Below are 17,055 nucleotides of genomic sequence, written 5' to 3' on the forward strand. Positions count from 1 at the left end.
TCACTAAATTAGGATTTACTTATATCTATTCCTATAAAAGTGTCAATATATATCCGTCTATCAGAGCAATTAGCAGATACATAATAAAGGCTCTGATAAACGCTTCTATATGCTTTTTCGGATTTTGATACAATTCCTTTTCTGGTATTTTTCTTAAACGAACACGCTTTGTATTCCGCCACCATAAAAGGTCTACAATAAATAAGTCAAAGATATTCAATCCCTGTCCTATAATACATAAACAAAGAAAATTATGTGTGAAGCCATTTTCTTTGATAAACAACCCTAATATAAATAGTACGAACAGAAATAACAGAAAATTGGATATAAATGTAACCACTTTATTGCTTTCCTTAAATTTTCCTTGATATTCTGCAATACTCTTTATTCGATTTTGCACTTCATCTGGATAAGATGAATAGCTTTTTAAATTTTTGTTATCTGTACCTGTTCCCCAAAAACATATTAGAAAAAACGCGATACATAAAATTACGGTTTCGATTATTATAATCATTCTGTTTCACTCCAAATTCCAATTTACTCATTTCTTCTATCACCTACTAATAGTATTTTAATTTATATCACTCATTTTTTGATTTCACTTTTGCCGGATTGCCTACTGCTATAGAATTGTTTGGAATATCTTTTGTTACAACACTTCCAGCACCAATAACCGAATTATCCCCAATAGTCACTCCCGGTAAAATAGTACAATTTCCTCCAATCCATACATTTTTACCAATAGTTACAGGTTTGCCAAATTCAATATCTGAAATTCTTTCATCTGGAACTAATGAATGACAAGCTGTATAAATATGGGTATTTGGTCCTATTAAAGTATGCTCTCCTATTTTTACAGGGCAAACATCTAATATGACACAACCATAATTAAGCATAACATTTTTTTCAATGAAAATATTATATCCATAATCACAAAAAAATGGTGGTTTAATCCAAAATTTTCCGTTAGTATTTATTAATTTTCTCATTAATCGTGATTTCATATTGATCTCATTAAAACTTCTTTTATTATACTTAGTACATATTCTATTTGCTCGTGCTCGTTCAAGAACAAGTCTGGGATTAGCAGGATTATATTTTTCTCCAGAAATCATTTTTTCTTTTTCTGTTTTCAATCTTATCATTCCTTTTTATAATTTTAAACTACTACTTATTTTTTTTGATTAAAGAGCCTATTCCTAACCCCACACATAAACCTATACTTATTCCAAAGCATATACATATAGGAATGTTATCAGTAAACAGTCCTATAATGACTCCTAGTGATGTTCCAATACACATTCCTATTGACATCCCCTCTAACATATATGTTTCTATTTCATCTTTTTTATTGACCTTTTTTTTCATAATATTTTTCACCACATTAACTTTCAGATTTTTACTCTTATCCAGCTATATAAGCACTTATAATCTTTCCACTTGAATCAACATCTATTTCAATAACATGTCCCCAGAACATATCATCATCATTGTAAAGCAAAGACAAACTTCCATCTGAATTCACCATTATTTCACTCATTTCCATACGCTTCATAAATATTTCTTTTGTGATTTCTTCTGAATCAATTTCATCTGATGCATCCATCCATTCATTGGCAAGTTCTGTGAGTTCTTCTGCAGCAAATTCACGGTACTTTATATCATTCTCCACAATATTATCTACTACTCTTTTTAATACCTTCATTGCTTGTTTAGCTGTATCTCCATCTTCCTCATCAGTTTCTAAATAAACATTGGCATCTACTCCATTCCAATTGATACTTCCTTCAAACCATGAAAATTCTCTATCTAAGGCAAAAGAACCTAATTCATTTTCTATAGTAATTGGTTTTGCATAATATGCTTTCAAAGCTTTTAATTTTTCATTTGAAGCATTTTCTTCAAGCACATTGATAAGCATATATCTATTGTTCATATATGGTGTCTGATCTTGCGGTATACATTTTCTAACAGTAACACGATAAATGCCTAATTGTTCAAATTCATATCCCCATCCTATACGTTTATTATCATTTTTGATAAGCCATTCAAGACGACCTTTCTCATGAAAGAACTGACCTGTACGCAAATCTATGGATGCAAAAAAATCAACAGATGGTTTCAGCATATCTTCTATATTTGCTGCTCCTTTGCATGATGATTGAACTAAAATAAGCATTTCATATTCTTCTGTTTCAAATCCTTTTTCAAAATCTGTTTGTACTGACATCACTCATTCCACCTTTTCTTGATTATTTACGTAATCAATATTCCTATTTCATTCTAATTTATTTGTAAATAGAATATAGAAAATGAAGCATATCCCCATTATAGTATTGTGTGACAAATTCATCTTCTTTTTTCATTCCCATACTTTTGGCTACTTTCATAGAAGCATAATTATCTGATTTTATAATAGAATAAACTTTATCCCTGTTTAATTGTTCAAAAGCATACTTTTTGCATCCATTGGCTGCTTCACTTGCATATCCATGATGCCAAAATCTTTCTTTTAATAAATAACCGATTTCTAACACTTCAGTACCTTTATAAGATTGCATAGTTAAACCAGCCTGTCCTATCATTTCATCTGTATTCTTTAATATAACTGCCCATAATCCAAAACCATATTTTTTATATCTTGTTATTTGTCTATCAAGCCATTCCTGTACATCATTATCTGAAAAATCATGCTCATAAGCATACATCACTCTAGGGTTTTGTAAAATTTCAGCTAAATCTTCAAAATCACTTTGATTCATCTCTCTTAAATATAGACGCTCTGTTTCTAATATCATAATCTACTCTATCTCCTCAAATGAACATTATTCTACTTTTTAAAATTTTCTATGAATCCAGATACAAGCCAACCTAGACCAATAATAATGAAGGCAATTTTCTACCTAATCCATTATCCAAAACAAAGATAAACGTATATAAAGCAAACAAGCTCACTAGAATAGCTATTCCATATAACCCCAAATGAATCTTTCTTTTTTTATTCATTACTTTTCACCTCAATATCCTAGACATTGTTTATTTTTTTGAGCATTACTTAATATATAATCTTATTTCACTTAGATAACTGCTCTCAAATCAATTCTAAATCATTTTAACTCATCCACCATAACTTAAGACCTATCTTTTTTAATGAAAGCTCCTATAAACAAACCAAGACCTGACCCTATACTTATTCCACAACATATACATATAGGAATATTGTTGATAAACATCCCTATATTGACTCCTAATGATACACCAATACACATTCCTATTGACATTCCCTCTAACATATATGTTTTTATTTCATCTTTATTTTTCATAATTGACCTCTTTTCATTCTATTGCTTTTTCTAACTTTTCTTTCATTGGTGTCAAAAATGAACGTGTATGTTCTAAAACTTTCATGTTTCTTAGTAAGGCTATAGCCATATTTCGATCTTTTTCAATAAAGTCATTCACAGCACACCATAATTGTTTTTGACAATCTTCTTGTCTATAATCTGAAAGTGAAATCAATGCATAACAATAAAAATAAGCAACAATATCAAAATCTAAACAATGTCTTTTTTGATTATATTGAGGAATATTGTTTTCTAAAAACTGAAGAACTGTATCAACTGTGTGGGGTTTTTTAGAAAAAGGAATCATTCTCTCATATTCTTTTTTTGTTATGGGAGCATATGTCAGGGTTGATAGTTTACTACATAGCTGCCATATTTCCTCTGGGGATGCTCCAACTTCTTTGGCTGCTTCCATTAAAGGCAAAGTACTTTTAGCTACCCAAATATTTTCTCCTTGAAACTTTGGACCACTTATAACAAATGTTTTATGATTTTTAATACAATCTTGAAGATAAGCCTTTTGCTTTTCTTGATAATCTCTTAATTCATCAATTGAAGGTATTTTCTTTCTAGCCATATTTTTACTCCTATATCTCATATTATATCAACAGAAGATCAGCTATTCAATGGAATTGAAACATGAGTACCATATCAAAAAAGGGAACATTTCTGTTCCCTACATATCAATTTGAATATGACTTCCTACTCTTTCTTTTACCTTTTCTTGCATACGTTCTTTTGAAATTGTTATACCATTATATCCTTGTAAAGCATGTTTTTTAGCTAAATCATTTGTGTAATCTTTTAATCTATAAACAGTAAATCTTTCTCTGGTATCTTCCACATTTTGAGGATCAGAAGCTTCATAATGATTCATTAAAGGTGTCAAACAGACATTTTCAATCTTCCATGCACTTCCATCTTTACGAAAATCACAAGATAACATGCCACCTAATTGTGTTTCTTCTTCTAACATACCACTAATAAAATTACCTAAACTGTAAGCAACAAGTGTTTGATGTCCATCTTTTCCTTCAATCCACTCTACCGGTTCTAAAGTATGTGTATGTGTTCCTAACACAATATCCACACCTAAATCAGCTAATAATTTTGCATTTTTCTTTTGAAAAGGTTGAGGTTCTGTATCATTTTCTATACCCCAATGACAAGAAACAATAATGATGTCACTGATTTCTCTGGCGTTTTCTACATCTTTTTTCATTTGTTCTTCATTAAAATCATGAATACAATAATCTGGATAATCTTCTGTTGTATTTAACATCTGATTATAAGTTAAAAAAGCAATACGCAATCCATTCTTTTTCACAACTTGAATACGTTCATCTTTTGATTGATATAAACCAATATAAGTCATGTCCTGATATTGCTGAAAAACTTGAATAGAATGTTGAACTCCTTTGTATCCCATATCTAAAGCATGATTTGTAGAACCATTCGCAACATCAAAACCCACATCATGTAAATTCTTTGCCATTTCATCAGGTGTATTAAAATAAGGATAACCTGAAGGTGTTCCACCACCTAAGATCGTTTCCTGATTCACAAAAGCAATATCAGCCTTTTCAATATAGGGTTTGATATTTGTATAGTAAGGTGAAAAATCATATCCATTTTCTGTTTTCGCTTCATCCAACAATCTTTGATGCATTAAATTATCACCAACTGCAACAAATGAAACAATATCATCTTTCACTTCAGTTTTCGTTTTCTTTTCTGGTACAGACTTTTGGCAGCCATATATAATCATAGCCAGTACAACAAAAACAAGAATCTTTTTCATTTATTTTGTCGTACTCCCAAATCCACCATTACGTATTTCACTGGCATCATCATCTTCCACAATCCCATACTGCACAAAGATTCCTTGAGCAACACCCTGTCCAGCTAAAACTTCCACTGTTTTGTTTTCATTTGTATCATTTGTCATCTTAATAAAGATATGTCCTTCATTATCAGAATAAAAATAATCACTATCAATCACACCTACTGTATTATTTAATTGTAAACGATACTTAAATCCTAGTCCACTTCTTGGATAAATCATTAAAACCCATCTTTCATTCATTTCACAACGAATTCCCGTAGGAATCTTGATTGTTTCTTGAGGTTTCAAACAAATATCTACTGGTGTATAAAAATCATATCCAGCTGAGCCTTTTGTCGCACGTTTTGGTAGCTGAATAGATTCATAGATGTTTTGAATCTGCTCCCTAGAAGCATTTGGATCATAATCCAAATAAGCTTCCTCAAATTGTTGATAAGATACTTTATAAAATTTTGCTGTTTTCATATGTACACTCCTTAACCTTCATAATATTCTTCTAGTGTTATATTTTCGTTATGTAATTTGGTTGCTAAATCAACACCGACATAACGAATATGCCACGGTTCATAACTATAACCCGTGATACGCACTTTATCTTGAGGATAACGTAATATAAAACCATATTTATAGGCATCGCTTTCGATAAACTTTCCTAATGCACTATCAGCAACCTTTTCACTTAAACGATCACCTTCGGTTGTATAAGATATATCTACACAAAGTCCCAATTCATGTTCACTGCGGCGTGGATAGGCATTATACTGAATTGCATGTTCTTCGCCAAAAACTTTCACTGAGTTATCCCAGTAAAGCTGTTGTGTTTCAGGTTCACGATAACCAGAAATCGTATAAATGGCTATCCCTTTAGCTTTAGCTGCCTGATAAAATTTGGTATATGCCTCGTTAGCTTCATGACGCAACTGTTGATGACAATCAATGACATCTTCTAAGTCATCTGGTTTCCAGCCTTTTGGTATTTCATGTAATTTGTTGACAAGAACAGTTACATCATCTGGATTTTCTACGATATCTGCCTTAGCAGTAATAGGATTAATCAAATCTCCCACATATTCTACAACATCTACAATCAAATCTTTCTGACTTTGATTTCCAGCCTGATCAGTGACTTTATAATGAACAGTCTTCTTTCCAACGCTAGATGTATCAATTTCGTTATAACTGATGTGGTCTGTCACATCCCCATCTTGACGATCATAAGCCTTTTCAACATACTGCAAATAATCAAAAGATGTATTCAAAGCAATCTGTACTCTAGATTTATTAAGTAATAATACTGGTGCTTCCTGATCTTTTTCTTGACAACCAGTCAAAATCAAAAAAACAGTGATAAATCCAATTATTTTTCTCATAACAACCTCCATGAAATATCTCTCATAATGTCACTATACCCTCATTTGGCTATCATTATAAACCAATCTTACAAAAATGTCCTTAATATTTTATAAAATAATTCAATTTGACATTATTTACACAAATTCCTATAATATCTTTATGATAAAGACGAGGAGATGAACTTATGCAATATAGTATTGTTTTTTCAAGTCCTACGGGAAATACAGAAATGTTAGCTCAAGCTATTCAAAATCATTTAGATGGTGAATGTTGTTATTATGGGAAAGCTGCTCAAGCTCCTTTAACTGCAGATTATATCTTTGTTGGATTCTGGACGGATAAAGGAACATGTGATGAATCGATTCAAGATTATTTGAAACAACTTCATCATCAAAAAATCTTTTTATTTGGAACTGCTGGTTTTGGTGGTAGTCAAGAATATTTTGATAGTATTTTGAAACGTGTACAAACAAACATTGCTGATGATAATCAAATTGTTGGGCAATTTATGTGTCAAGGAAAAATGCCTATGAGTGTCAGACAACGTTATGAACAAATGGCACAAAAACAACCAGAAAGATTTTTACCTATGATCGACAATTTCGATAAAGCTTTATCACACCCCAATGAACAAGATTTACAATCACTCATTCAACAATTAGATATGATTTCATAAAACATCATAGTCCTCTATGATGTTTTTCATAACAAATATTTTATGTATTTTTTACATTCTTTTGCTATTTTTGTGGTAAGATATACACGTTAGGAGGGGGAAATATATGCCAGCCATATATACACATTACTGTTTTGGGGAAGAAATGAAAAAAGTCTATCCTCCCCATCTACAAAAAATCATTCAAGAACATCTTGATCTTTATGAAATAGGTTTGCATGGTCCGGATATTTTTTTCTATTATCAGATTTATCATCATAACGAGATGAACCGTTGGGGAAGTACCATGCATCAAATGAAAGCTTACGATTTCTTTGAAAGTTCACGTCATGTGATTTTAGAAAAAAGTCATAAGGAAGCAAAAATAGCTTATATGCTAGGATTTATTGCTCATTTTGCATTGGACTATGAATGTCATAGTTATATTGAAAAGAAAATGCAAGCTTCACATGTTTCACATTCCTTAATTGAATGTGAAATGGATAAATATTTATTGATTAAGAATCATCAAAAACCATTATATACAGATTTAACTCAGCATTTACATCCCACTATGGAAAATGCCAAAGTCATTCAAACTTTTTTTAATCAATTTAGTGTTCAACAGATTTTATCAACATTAAAATCTATGAAAACATATAATCGTTTTCTAGCAAGTCATAATCCATTCATCAGAACATTAGTGAAAGTCTTTTTATTGATTTCAGGTAAATATAAAGGTTATCGTGGATTGTTGATGGATCAAAAAGACCATGAAGCATGCAAAGATAGTAATCTACGTTTAGAAAAATTAATGAAAAAAGCCATTCCACACTGTCTTGAACTCAGCGAAAATTATTATACATACTTAACAAAAAACGAACCACTCAGTCATGATTTTTTAGCACATTACAGTGCTCAAGAGGGTTGGGAAAATATTCCAGTATTATCGTATGAAAAGGAGAAAGAATATGACATCTAAAACAACATCTTTAGAAAAGAAGTGGATTATGTATGATATTGGAAACTCTGCTTTTACATTACTTGTTTCTACAATTATGCCTATTTATTTTAATTTCTTAGCTGACAGTGCACATATTTCTGAAACAAACTATTTAGCTTTTTGGGGGTATGCAACATCTATAGCCACAATCATTACAGCTATTCTTGGTCCTATATTAGGAACAGCTTCTGACTTTAAAGGTTGGAAAAAGAAGCTTTTCATGGTTGCTTTACTCATTGGCGCATTGGGTTGTATTTTACTTGGATTTACTTCATCCTGGTTATGGTTTTTATGTTTATTTGTGATTGCAAAATCTGCTTATTCATTAAGTCTGGTTTTTTATGATTCTATGCTTATAGATATTACAACTCCAGAACGTATGGATAATGTTTCTGCCAAAGGATATGCCTGGGGATACATTGGGAGCTGTATACCTTTTATAGCCAGCTTAGCCCTTGTATTATTCTATGAAAAACTTTCATTAACAATGGAAACAGCTATGAGTATTTGTTTTCTTTTGATTGCTTTATGGTGGTTGTTGTTATCAATTCCATTACTTCAAGGGTATCATCAGACTTATTATTTAGAAAAAGAAAGTCACTATGTTCAAGCGAGTTTTGTACGTTTAAAAAATATCTTTATAGAATTAAAAAACAATCCAAAGGTCTTATTCTTTTTAATAGCTTTCTTCTTTTATATTGATGGTGTTTATACAATCATTGATATGGCTACGGCCTATGGAACAGCTTTAGGATTAGATACAACAGGTTTATTACTTGCTTTATTATTGACTCAAATTGTGGCGTTTCCAGCTGCTTTAATCTTTGGAAAATTAAGTTCTTCTATTGAAAATACAAAACTCATCAAAATATGTATCTTTGCTTATTTCCTTATTGCATTATATGGAATCACTCTCCAACAACAATATCAATTCTGGATTTTAGCTGTTGGTGTTGGAATCTTTCAAGGAGCCATTCAATCATTATCACGTTCTTATTATGCTAAAATCATTCCAGCCAATCGTTCTGGTGAATATTTTGGTTTATATGATATTTGTGGAAAAGGTGCTTCTTTTATGGGAACAACTCTTGTTTCCCTTATTTCTCAAGTTACAGGTATGATGAATATAGGTGTAGGTTCATTAGCTATCATGTTCTTCATTGGTTTTGTATTCTTCAAAAAAACAGAAAAATTGCATCAATAATTTTAGACTCTTTATATGGAGTCTTTTTTATTACAGATAAAAACGGATGTCACCAAAATATGACACCCATTTTTCTTTTATTAAATTTTTGTAATATCAATAAGTGATGTATTTCCTTGATGTCTTTTTTCAAGACAATTGATTAATGCTTGGGCTGTATCCAATGATGTATAAATTGGAATACCTGCTTCTACCGCAAAGCGACGAATCATAAATCCATCTTTTAAATTATTGTTTCTTGTTGGTATATCAATGATTAAATCAACTGTATCAGTTAACATTAAATCAAAGATTGTATTTTTCTTATCAGCAATGTAATTGACAAGATGAGCAGGAATTCCATGTTCAATAAGATACGTAAATGTTCCAATTGTTGCATAAATGTCATAGCCAAATTGATGATATTGTTTTGCAATTGGTAAGAATTCTTCTTTGGCACTATCTTTAATCGTACAGATAATATTCTTTTTCTTTGGTAAATCAATACCTGTCGCAATAAATGCTTTATAAATGGCTTCATCAAAGTCTTTAGACACACCTAAAACTTCTCCTGTAGATTTCATTTCAGGGCCTAAGCTGATTTCTGCACCAGTAATCTTTTCAAATGAGAAGACTGGCATCTTAATAGCCACTGTTTCTTTTTCTTTAGCCAATCCATATTCATATCCTTGTTCCTTGATTGTTTTTCCCATAATGACATGTGTTGCGACATCTACCACAGGAATATCAGTAACCTTAGAAATATAAGGAATAGTACGTGAAGAACGTGGGTTCACTTCAATAACATAGACTTGATCTTCATAAACAATAAATTGAATGTTAATCAATCCAATGACATGTAACGCTTTTGCTAGTCTTTGTGTATAATCCACAATCACATCTTTAATTTCCTGTTTAATCTTTTGTGGTGGATATACTGAGATACTATCTCCACTATGCACTCCTGCACGTTCGACGTGTTCCATGATACCTGGAATCAATACACCATGTTCATCACAGATAGCATCGACTTCAACTTCTTTACCAGATAAATATTTATCAATCAAGATAGGATGTTCCTGATATTGACGATTGATGATTTCCATAAATTTCTTGATGTCACCATCATTTAACGCTATTTCCATACCTGCTCCACCTAAGACATATGATGGTCTGACAAGCACTGGATATCCTAAACGATTAGCAACCTCTAAAGCTTCTTCTGTTGTGAAAACTGTTGAACCTCTAGGACGATCTATATCACAACGCTGTAAGATTTCATCAAATCTTTCACGGTCTTCTGCTGCATCAACGTTATCAGCTGATGTTCCTAAAATAGGAACTCCCATTTCCATTAAGGCTTTTGTAAGCTTGATGGCTGTTTGTCCACCAAATTGTACAATGGCACCATCTGGTTTTTCTAAACGCACAATACTTTCTACATCTTCAGGTGTCAATGGTTCAAAATACAGACGATCAGCTATATCAAAGTCAGTTGATACTGTTTCTGGATTATTATTCACAATAATTGTATCATAGCCAGCTTCCTTTAACGCCCAGACACAATGAACAGAACAATAATCAAACTCTATCCCTTGTCCAATACGGATTGGTCCTGAACCTAAAACCATAATTTTCTTTTTATCATCACGAGGATCAACTTCATTATGTTCTCCATATACAGAATAATAATAAGGTGTTGTTGCATCAAATTCAGCTGCACATGTATCTACCGTTTTATAAACAGCTTCGATATGATGATCTAATCTCATTTGATGAATATCTTGAGTTGTATGATTTGTATACTTAGCAATAATTTGATCTGGAAATTCTAATCTTTTCGCAAGTTTTAATAATTCAACAGTCAGTGGTTCTGTTTTTAATTGTTTTTCGACTTCTGTTAAATGTTTGATTTTATCAATAAACCAGCAATCAATACGTGTTATATCATGAATTTCCTGTTCACTCATTCCTTGTCTTAAAGCTTCTGCCACTACAAAGATACGATGATCATCAACATCTTTTAATTTCACTCTTAATTCATCTAATGATAACCCATCAACTTCAGGAATATGTAAATCATAAACATTTTGTTCCAAAGAACGTAAAGCTTTCATAAAAGCCCCTTCAAAATTATGAGCAATACTCATGACTTCTCCTGTGGCTTTCATCTGTGTTCCTAGTTTTCTAGATGCCCCAACAAATTTATCGAATGGCCATTTTGGAATCTTACAAACAATATAATCTAACGTCGGTTCATAAGAAGCATATGTTTTTCCAGTAACTGCATTTTTAATTTCATCCAATGTATATCCTAAAGCAATTTTAGCAGCCAGTTTGGCGATTGGATAGCCTGTTGCTTTTGAAGCTAAAGCTGAAGAACGTGAAACACGTGGGTTGACTTCAATAACACAATATTCAAAACTATCAGGATTTAAAGCATACTGCACATTACATCCACCTTGAATATTAAGTGCTGTAATAATATTTAAAGCAGAACTTCTTAACATCTGATATTCTTTATCAGATAAAGTCTGACTTGGTGCCACAACAATACTATCTCCTGTATGTACACCAACTGGATCTAAATTTTCCATATTACATACTGTAATACAGTTGCCATGTCCATCACGCATCACTTCATATTCAATTTCTTTCCATCCTGCAATACTTTTTTCAATGAGGCACTGACTCACACGTGATAAACGCAATCCATTAGAACAAATATGATGTAATTCTTCTTCATTATTGGCAATTCCACCACCTGTTCCTCCTAATGTATATGCTGGTCTAATAACAACTGGATAACCAATTTTATTTGCAAACTCAATGGCTTCATCTACATGATTTACAACAATTGATGCTGCACATGGTTCTCCAATCTTTTCCATTAATGTTTTAAACTCTAAGCGATCTTCAGCCAGTTTGATTGTATCTGTTGAAGTTCCAATAGTACGCACATGATGTTTGTCTAAAAATCCTTCATCAGCTAAAGCCATCGCAATATTTAAAGCATTTTGTCCCCCAAGTGTCGGTAAAATGCTATCTGGTTTTTCAACTTCAATTAAATGTTTCACAACTGGTACAGTTAATGGTTCTATATAAACCTTATCAGCAATATCTTTATCTGTCATGATTGTGGCTGGGTTAGAATTAATAAGGACAACTTCTATTCCTTCTTCTTTCAAGGCTCTACAAGCCTGTGTTCCAGCATAGTCAAACTCTGCTGCCTGCCCAATGATAATTGGTCCAGACCCAATCACTAATACTTTTTGAATATCATGATTTCTAGGCATTTTGATTTCCTCCCATCATTTTGATAAATTCGTCAAATAAATATGATGTATCTAATGGTCCAGCACATGCTTCTGGATGGAACTGCACTGTTTTAATAGGTTCCTGTAAATATTCAATGCCTTCCAATGTTCCATCATTGACATTCTGGAACCACATTTTTGCCATTTGGTTATCCAATGATTCTTCTTTGACAACATAATTATGATTTTGTGTTGAAATATAAACACGATTTGTTTTCAAATCCTTAACTGGGTGGTTGGCACCATGATGACCGTAAACCATCTTTTCTGTTTGAAAACCATGTGCTAAAGCCATTAACTGATGTCCTAAACAGATAGCAAAAATAGGCAAACCACTTTGACTTAAAATCTTCATATTTTCAATAATATCTACACATTCTTCAGGATCACCAGGACCATTTGAAAGCATAATTCCATCAAAGTGTCCTTCTAAAATGGTCTTTGCTGGTGTATCAGCTGGGAAAACTGTCACTTCACAATTTCTTTTGACTAGTTCTCTGGCAATATTTTGCTTTGCTCCAAAATCATATAAAGCGACTTTATATGCACCCTTTCCTAAAACATAAGGTTCACAGCATGTTGTTTGTTTCACAACACCAGAAACTTTATACTCATGAATTCGTTTTAAAACATCACTTAAATCATCATAGTGATGTGTTGTAATCAAACCATTCATACAACCTTTATTTCTGATTAACTTTGTAATATAACGTGTATCAACACCTTGAATACCTACAATATCATGCTGTTTTAAATATTCTTCTAAATCCATATTCTTTCTAAAATGACTGCCTAATCTTGCCAGTTCATTCACAACAAAACCTTCTACGTATGGTTGTCTTGATTCCTGATCTTCCAAACAAACACCGTAATTTCCAATCAATGGATATGTCATTACAACACTTTGTCCAGCATATGAAGGATCTGTCAAGACTTCCAGATATCCTGTCATAGATGTATTAAAGACAAACTCACTAATGACTTCCTTATGACCACCAAAATGTTCACCTTCAAAGACATGTCCATCTTCTAATATCAAATATGCTTTCATTGTTACCTCCTTATATCATAAAAAAACATATCCATAAAAGATATGTTTTTAGAAATATAAAAAATGAGAAAAAGATGTTCTAACAATCGTTGTATCCATAACTTGTTTTCCCACCATAATTCTCATTCCTTTCTATTTATTCTTGTATAGTATAGTCAAATTTAACATAATTATCAAGATATTTTTTCATAATTTTTTATTATCATAATTTTAAATTATTAATCATTACTCATTAATTGCTTTTTCGCCCGTTTCACGTGTACGAATTTTCATAGCATTATCAAGCTTATAAGTAAAAATCTTACCATCTCCTACTTCTCCAGTATAAGCCGCCTGACAAATCGCTTCAATTGTTTTTTCAGCCCATTCTTCACTGCTGACAACAATTTCAAATTTAATCTTTGGCAACATATTGACTTCAACTTCCTGCCCACGAACATACTCTGTATAGCCATGCTGTGTGCCACATCCCATTACCTGAGAAACTGTCATACCATTCACATGAATACGAGCAAGTGCTTCTTTCACTTCTTCATATTTTTCTTCTCTCACAATGGCTTCAATTTTGATCATATTCGCTATCCTCCTAATCCAATCCATTAAAAGATGGATATGCATTTTCCTGATGTTCAGAAATATCCAATCCTTTTTGTTCTTCCTGTTTAGAAACACGAAGGGTTGTGAAGCATCTAACAATGGCTATACAAATAAGCGTTCCAATAATAGCCACAGCAATCGTAACAACGATACTGATGATTTGTGCTATGAATAATTGTGTATCTCCAAAGAACAAACCATTCCATCTGGCAACATCGTTAATAGACGTTTGTGTAAACAATCCAGTCGCAATACCACCCCAGATACCGCCAATACCATGACATCCAAAAGCATCCAAAGCATCATCATAGCCCAATTTCTGTTTCACTTTAGAAATCATCAGATAACAAATAGGACTTCCAACAAGCCCAATAATGATTGATGCCCAAATAGGAACAAATCCTGCTCCCGGGGTAATGGCAACAAGACCCACAACCATACCTGTTACACTTCCTACCAGTGTTGGTTTTCCACTCATCCATACATCCATACCCATCCATGACAGCATTCCAGCTGCTGCTGATAAACCTGTTGTTATAAAGGCATGTACAGCTAATTCATTAGCCTGTAAGGCACTGCCAGCATTAAAACCAAACCATCCAAACAACAGTAAACTGGCTCCCAAGACAACAAATGGAATGTTATGAACATGATATTGTACGCGTAAATAGTCTTTGCGTTTTCCTAGTACAATACATAAAACTAATGCACTGACACCAGAACTGATATGGACAACATTTCCACCAGCAAAGTCTACCGAACCAATTTTAGCCAGAAAGCCACCAAGTCCCCAGACCATGTGAGCCATTGGATAATAAACAATGACTGACCAAAGAATAATAAACAAAAACAAAGCTTTAAATTTCATACGACCAGCAACTGCCCCCGTTATTAAAGCCGGTGTAATGATTGCAAACATCATTTGAAAAATTGAAAATTCTAAATGAGGAATTGTAGAAACATAATCTGTTGTACTTCCTTCAATGCCCTGTAAACCTAACCAGCTGAAATCTCCAATAATTCCAAAATGATCATTTCCAAAAGCCAGTGAGTATCCAAATAATGCCCACATAATAGCTGCAATACCAATGACAAAAACAGATGTCATCATTGTATTAACAACATTTTTACGGCGAACAAGTCCCCCATAAAAGAAAGCAAGTCCTGGTGTCATCAGCAACACCAGAGCACTGCATATCAACATAAAACCAATATCCCCTGAATTCATATTATAGACCCCCTAACTCTATTCATTCATATAACTATATCCCATTAAATATCGATCCACTTCTTTGGCGCATTCATTTCCTTCCGCAATAGCCCAGACAACAAGAGATTGACCGCGATGCATATCCCCTGCAACGAAAATCTTCTCTTCCTTTGTCGCATAGCTCTTTGGCATTGTCATGACAACCTGACGTTGATTCACAGATAAATCAAACTGCTCTTTAATATCATCTTCAATACCTACAAATCCTGCTGCAATCAGCAACAAATCTGCCTTCAGCATTTTTTCGCTATCTTCTTTTTCAACCCATTGACCATCAACCATTCTCCCCTGAATCGTTTTGACAGCTTTGAGTTGTCCATCTTCTTCAATACATTCTTTAATTGTTGTTGCATAAACACGTGGATCTTTCTTAAAAACAACCTGACTTTCCTCCTGTCCATAGTCTGTCTTCAATCCATCTGGCCACATTGGCCATGGACGTGTATTTTGATGAGGCGGAGAGGGCATCATTTCCAGCTGTGTAACTGATGCACATCCTTGTCTAATACATGTTCCAACACAGTCATTACCCGTATCTCCACCTCCTACAACAACGACATGCTTTTCTTTGGCATCAATACGAAAAGAAGTTTGATTCAATATATCCTGTGTTGTGCTTTTTAAAAAATCCACTGCAAAATATATACCTTTGGCTTCTCTACCTGATACATTTAAATCACGAGCTTTTTTAGCTCCACAACATAATACAATCGCATCATAATCCTGCAGCAATTCTTCTTTTGTCAAATCTTTTCCAACATGAACATTTGTATAGAACTGAATACCTTCTTCTTTCATCAATTGAATACGACGTTCAATAATTTGTTTTTCCAATTTCATTTGAGGAATCCCATACATCAGTAATCCTCCTAAACGATCATCTTTTTCAAAAACACTCACTTGATGTCCACGTTGATTCAACTTATAAGCCACTGTCAATCCTGCTGGACCACTTCCTACAATAGCAACTTTTTTAAATGAACATACAGATGATTTTTCAGCTTTCATCGATTGATTCTGATAAGCTTTTTCAATAATAAACAATTCATTATCTTTGATTGTGACTGGATCATCATGAATACCACATACACAAGCTTTTTCACATAATGCAGGACAGACACGTCCGGTAAATTCTGGAAAAGGATTGGTTTTTAACAGACGTGAAAGGGCACGTTCATCATTATGATGATAGATTTCATCGTTCCATTCTGGAATCAGATTATGTAAAGGACAACCTGTGACCATATGATTGATTTCAATCGCAGATTGACAAAATGGGACACCACAATTCATACAACGCGCTCCCTGCTGACGACGTTTTTCATTCACAAGAGGAATATGAAATTCCTGAAAACCAGCAATTCTTGTTTCTGGTGATTGAGTGAAATTATCTTCTCTATCAAACTCTAAAAATCCTGTTGCTTTTCCCATATATA

The 17,055-nt window shown here is 32.9% G+C and carries 19 protein-coding genes; 3 read left to right on the forward strand and 16 right to left on the reverse strand.

Features of this window, described 5'->3' with window-relative positions; genetic code table 11:
- Nucleotides 1-31 precede the first annotated feature (31 nt).
- The 11 genes from ACGHJ8_RS12395 to ACGHJ8_RS12445 all read right to left on the reverse strand — a co-directional run bounded on the left by ACGHJ8_RS12395 (nucleotide 32) and on the right by ACGHJ8_RS12445 (nucleotide 6,560).
- Entirely contained in the window at nucleotides 32-514 is a 483-nt protein-coding gene (locus tag ACGHJ8_RS12395) for an ABC transporter permease (RefSeq protein WP_087297376.1), read from the reverse strand.
- Between the two features lie 67 nt (nucleotides 515-581).
- The gene (locus ACGHJ8_RS12400; protein ID WP_087244743.1) at nucleotides 582-1,145 is read right to left on the reverse strand and encodes a sugar O-acetyltransferase; all 564 of its coding nucleotides are present in this window, start codon (nucleotides 1,143-1,145) and stop codon (nucleotides 582-584) included.
- A 22-nt stretch (nucleotides 1,146-1,167) separates the two neighbouring features.
- Entirely contained in the window at nucleotides 1,168-1,368 is a 201-nt protein-coding gene (locus ACGHJ8_RS12405; RefSeq protein WP_390540646.1) for a hypothetical protein, read from the reverse strand.
- Between the two features lie 37 nt (nucleotides 1,369-1,405).
- Nucleotides 1,406-2,230 carry a DUF2262 domain-containing protein gene (locus ACGHJ8_RS12410; RefSeq protein WP_390540648.1) on the reverse strand — a complete coding sequence of 275 codons (825 nt, stop codon included), beginning with the start codon at nucleotides 2,228-2,230 and terminating at the stop codon, nucleotides 1,406-1,408.
- A 58-nt stretch (nucleotides 2,231-2,288) separates the two neighbouring features.
- Nucleotides 2,289-2,798, reverse strand: coding sequence for a GNAT family N-acetyltransferase (locus ACGHJ8_RS12415; protein WP_390540650.1), 510 nt, complete (start codon nucleotides 2,796-2,798; stop codon nucleotides 2,289-2,291).
- Between the two features lie 73 nt (nucleotides 2,799-2,871).
- Nucleotides 2,872-3,006: a hypothetical protein gene (locus ACGHJ8_RS12420; protein ID WP_390540652.1), complete on the reverse strand. Its 135-nt coding sequence runs from the start codon at nucleotides 3,004-3,006 to the stop codon at nucleotides 2,872-2,874.
- Nucleotides 3,007-3,131: 125 nt separating this feature from the next.
- Nucleotides 3,132-3,323 carry a hypothetical protein gene (locus ACGHJ8_RS12425; RefSeq protein ID WP_390540654.1) on the reverse strand — a complete coding sequence of 64 codons (192 nt, stop codon included), beginning with the start codon at nucleotides 3,321-3,323 and terminating at the stop codon, nucleotides 3,132-3,134.
- Nucleotides 3,324-3,336: 13 nt separating this feature from the next.
- The gene (locus tag ACGHJ8_RS12430; RefSeq protein ID WP_390540656.1) at nucleotides 3,337-3,921 is read right to left on the reverse strand and encodes a hypothetical protein; all 585 of its coding nucleotides are present in this window, start codon (nucleotides 3,919-3,921) and stop codon (nucleotides 3,337-3,339) included.
- Nucleotides 3,922-4,020: 99 nt separating this feature from the next.
- A complete protein-coding gene (locus tag ACGHJ8_RS12435) occupies nucleotides 4,021-5,145 on the reverse strand; it encodes a CapA family protein (protein ID WP_390540658.1) in 1,125 nt (374 codons plus the stop codon).
- A complete protein-coding gene (locus tag ACGHJ8_RS12440) occupies nucleotides 5,146-5,655 on the reverse strand; it encodes a dUTP diphosphatase (RefSeq protein WP_390540660.1) in 510 nt (169 codons plus the stop codon).
- An 11-nt stretch (nucleotides 5,656-5,666) separates the two neighbouring features.
- Nucleotides 5,667-6,560 carry a D-alanyl-D-alanine carboxypeptidase family protein gene (locus ACGHJ8_RS12445; RefSeq protein WP_390540662.1) on the reverse strand — a complete coding sequence of 298 codons (894 nt, stop codon included), beginning with the start codon at nucleotides 6,558-6,560 and terminating at the stop codon, nucleotides 5,667-5,669.
- 167 nt (nucleotides 6,561-6,727) lie between these two features.
- On the opposite strand from ACGHJ8_RS12445, the gene bilS reads away from it, so the two are divergent.
- From bilS to ACGHJ8_RS12460, 3 genes are all read left to right on the forward strand, one after another.
- Nucleotides 6,728-7,219 (forward strand): flavodoxin family protein BilS, encoded by a 492-nt coding sequence (bilS, locus tag ACGHJ8_RS12450; protein ID WP_390540664.1) that lies wholly within the window; start codon nucleotides 6,728-6,730, stop codon nucleotides 7,217-7,219.
- A gap of 106 nt (nucleotides 7,220-7,325) precedes the next feature.
- Nucleotides 7,326-8,180 (forward strand): zinc dependent phospholipase C family protein, encoded by an 855-nt coding sequence (locus tag ACGHJ8_RS12455; protein WP_390540666.1) that lies wholly within the window; start codon nucleotides 7,326-7,328, stop codon nucleotides 8,178-8,180.
- Nucleotides 8,170-9,405: an MFS transporter gene (locus ACGHJ8_RS12460; protein ID WP_390540668.1), complete on the forward strand. Its 1,236-nt coding sequence runs from the start codon at nucleotides 8,170-8,172 to the stop codon at nucleotides 9,403-9,405. Before ACGHJ8_RS12455 ends, ACGHJ8_RS12460 begins: the two co-directional genes overlap by 11 nt.
- Before the next feature lie 80 nt (nucleotides 9,406-9,485).
- Here ACGHJ8_RS12460 and carB read toward each other — a convergent pair whose 3' ends face one another.
- The 5 genes from carB to ACGHJ8_RS12485 all read right to left on the reverse strand — a co-directional run bounded on the left by carB (nucleotide 9,486) and on the right by ACGHJ8_RS12485 (nucleotide 17,050).
- Nucleotides 9,486-12,680 (reverse strand): carbamoyl-phosphate synthase large subunit, encoded by a 3,195-nt coding sequence (carB, locus tag ACGHJ8_RS12465; RefSeq protein ID WP_390540670.1) that lies wholly within the window; start codon nucleotides 12,678-12,680, stop codon nucleotides 9,486-9,488.
- A complete protein-coding gene (locus ACGHJ8_RS12470) occupies nucleotides 12,673-13,752 on the reverse strand; it encodes a carbamoyl phosphate synthase small subunit (protein ID WP_390540672.1) in 1,080 nt (359 codons plus the stop codon). The genes carB and ACGHJ8_RS12470 overlap by 8 nt, the downstream gene beginning before the upstream one ends.
- A 225-nt stretch (nucleotides 13,753-13,977) precedes the next feature.
- Nucleotides 13,978-14,325, reverse strand: coding sequence for a P-II family nitrogen regulator (locus ACGHJ8_RS12475; protein ID WP_191492689.1), 348 nt, complete (start codon nucleotides 14,323-14,325; stop codon nucleotides 13,978-13,980).
- 13 nt (nucleotides 14,326-14,338) lie between these two features.
- Entirely contained in the window at nucleotides 14,339-15,577 is a 1,239-nt protein-coding gene (locus ACGHJ8_RS12480) for an ammonium transporter (RefSeq protein WP_390540674.1), read from the reverse strand.
- Between the two features lie 18 nt (nucleotides 15,578-15,595).
- Nucleotides 15,596-17,050, reverse strand: a complete 1,455-nt coding sequence (locus ACGHJ8_RS12485) for a glutamate synthase subunit beta (protein ID WP_390540676.1) — start codon at nucleotides 17,048-17,050, stop codon at nucleotides 15,596-15,598.
- Between the last annotated feature and the right edge of the window lie 5 nt (nucleotides 17,051-17,055).

Source organism: Massiliimicrobium timonense (genome assembly GCF_042850985.1).
GTDB lineage: Bacteria > Bacillota_I > Bacilli_A > Erysipelotrichales > Coprobacillaceae > Allocoprobacillus.

Coding starts and splice junctions, on each gene's coding strand:
- ACGHJ8_RS12395 (WP_087297376.1), bottom strand. CDS start 514: ATGATTATAATAATCGAAACCGTAATTTTATGTATCGCGTTTTTTCTA.
- ACGHJ8_RS12400 (WP_087244743.1), bottom strand. CDS start 1,145: ATGATAAGATTGAAAACAGAAAAAGAAAAAATGATTTCTGGAGAAAAA.
- ACGHJ8_RS12405 (WP_390540646.1), bottom strand. CDS start 1,368: ATGAAAAAAAAGGTCAATAAAAAAGATGAAATAGAAACATATATGTTA.
- ACGHJ8_RS12410 (WP_390540648.1), bottom strand. CDS start 2,230: ATGTCAGTACAAACAGATTTTGAAAAAGGATTTGAAACAGAAGAATAT.
- ACGHJ8_RS12415 (WP_390540650.1), bottom strand. CDS start 2,798: ATGATATTAGAAACAGAGCGTCTATATTTAAGAGAGATGAATCAAAGT.
- ACGHJ8_RS12420 (WP_390540652.1), bottom strand. CDS start 3,006: ATGAATAAAAAAAGAAAGATTCATTTGGGGTTATATGGAATAGCTATT.
- ACGHJ8_RS12425 (WP_390540654.1), bottom strand. CDS start 3,323: ATGAAAAATAAAGATGAAATAAAAACATATATGTTAGAGGGAATGTCA.
- ACGHJ8_RS12430 (WP_390540656.1), bottom strand. CDS start 3,921: ATGGCTAGAAAGAAAATACCTTCAATTGATGAATTAAGAGATTATCAA.
- ACGHJ8_RS12435 (WP_390540658.1), bottom strand. CDS start 5,145: ATGAAAAAGATTCTTGTTTTTGTTGTACTGGCTATGATTATATATGGC.
- ACGHJ8_RS12440 (WP_390540660.1), bottom strand. CDS start 5,655: ATGAAAACAGCAAAATTTTATAAAGTATCTTATCAACAATTTGAGGAA.
- ACGHJ8_RS12445 (WP_390540662.1), bottom strand. CDS start 6,560: ATGAGAAAAATAATTGGATTTATCACTGTTTTTTTGATTTTGACTGGT.
- bilS (WP_390540664.1), top strand. CDS start 6,728: ATGCAATATAGTATTGTTTTTTCAAGTCCTACGGGAAATACAGAAATG.
- ACGHJ8_RS12455 (WP_390540666.1), top strand. CDS start 7,326: ATGCCAGCCATATATACACATTACTGTTTTGGGGAAGAAATGAAAAAA.
- ACGHJ8_RS12460 (WP_390540668.1), top strand. CDS start 8,170: ATGACATCTAAAACAACATCTTTAGAAAAGAAGTGGATTATGTATGAT.
- carB (WP_390540670.1), bottom strand. CDS start 12,680: ATGCCTAGAAATCATGATATTCAAAAAGTATTAGTGATTGGGTCTGGA.
- ACGHJ8_RS12470 (WP_390540672.1), bottom strand. CDS start 13,752: ATGAAAGCATATTTGATATTAGAAGATGGACATGTCTTTGAAGGTGAA.
- ACGHJ8_RS12475 (WP_191492689.1), bottom strand. CDS start 14,325: ATGATCAAAATTGAAGCCATTGTGAGAGAAGAAAAATATGAAGAAGTG.
- ACGHJ8_RS12480 (WP_390540674.1), bottom strand. CDS start 15,577: ATGAATTCAGGGGATATTGGTTTTATGTTGATATGCAGTGCTCTGGTG.
- ACGHJ8_RS12485 (WP_390540676.1), bottom strand. CDS start 17,050: ATGGGAAAAGCAACAGGATTTTTAGAGTTTGATAGAGAAGATAATTTC.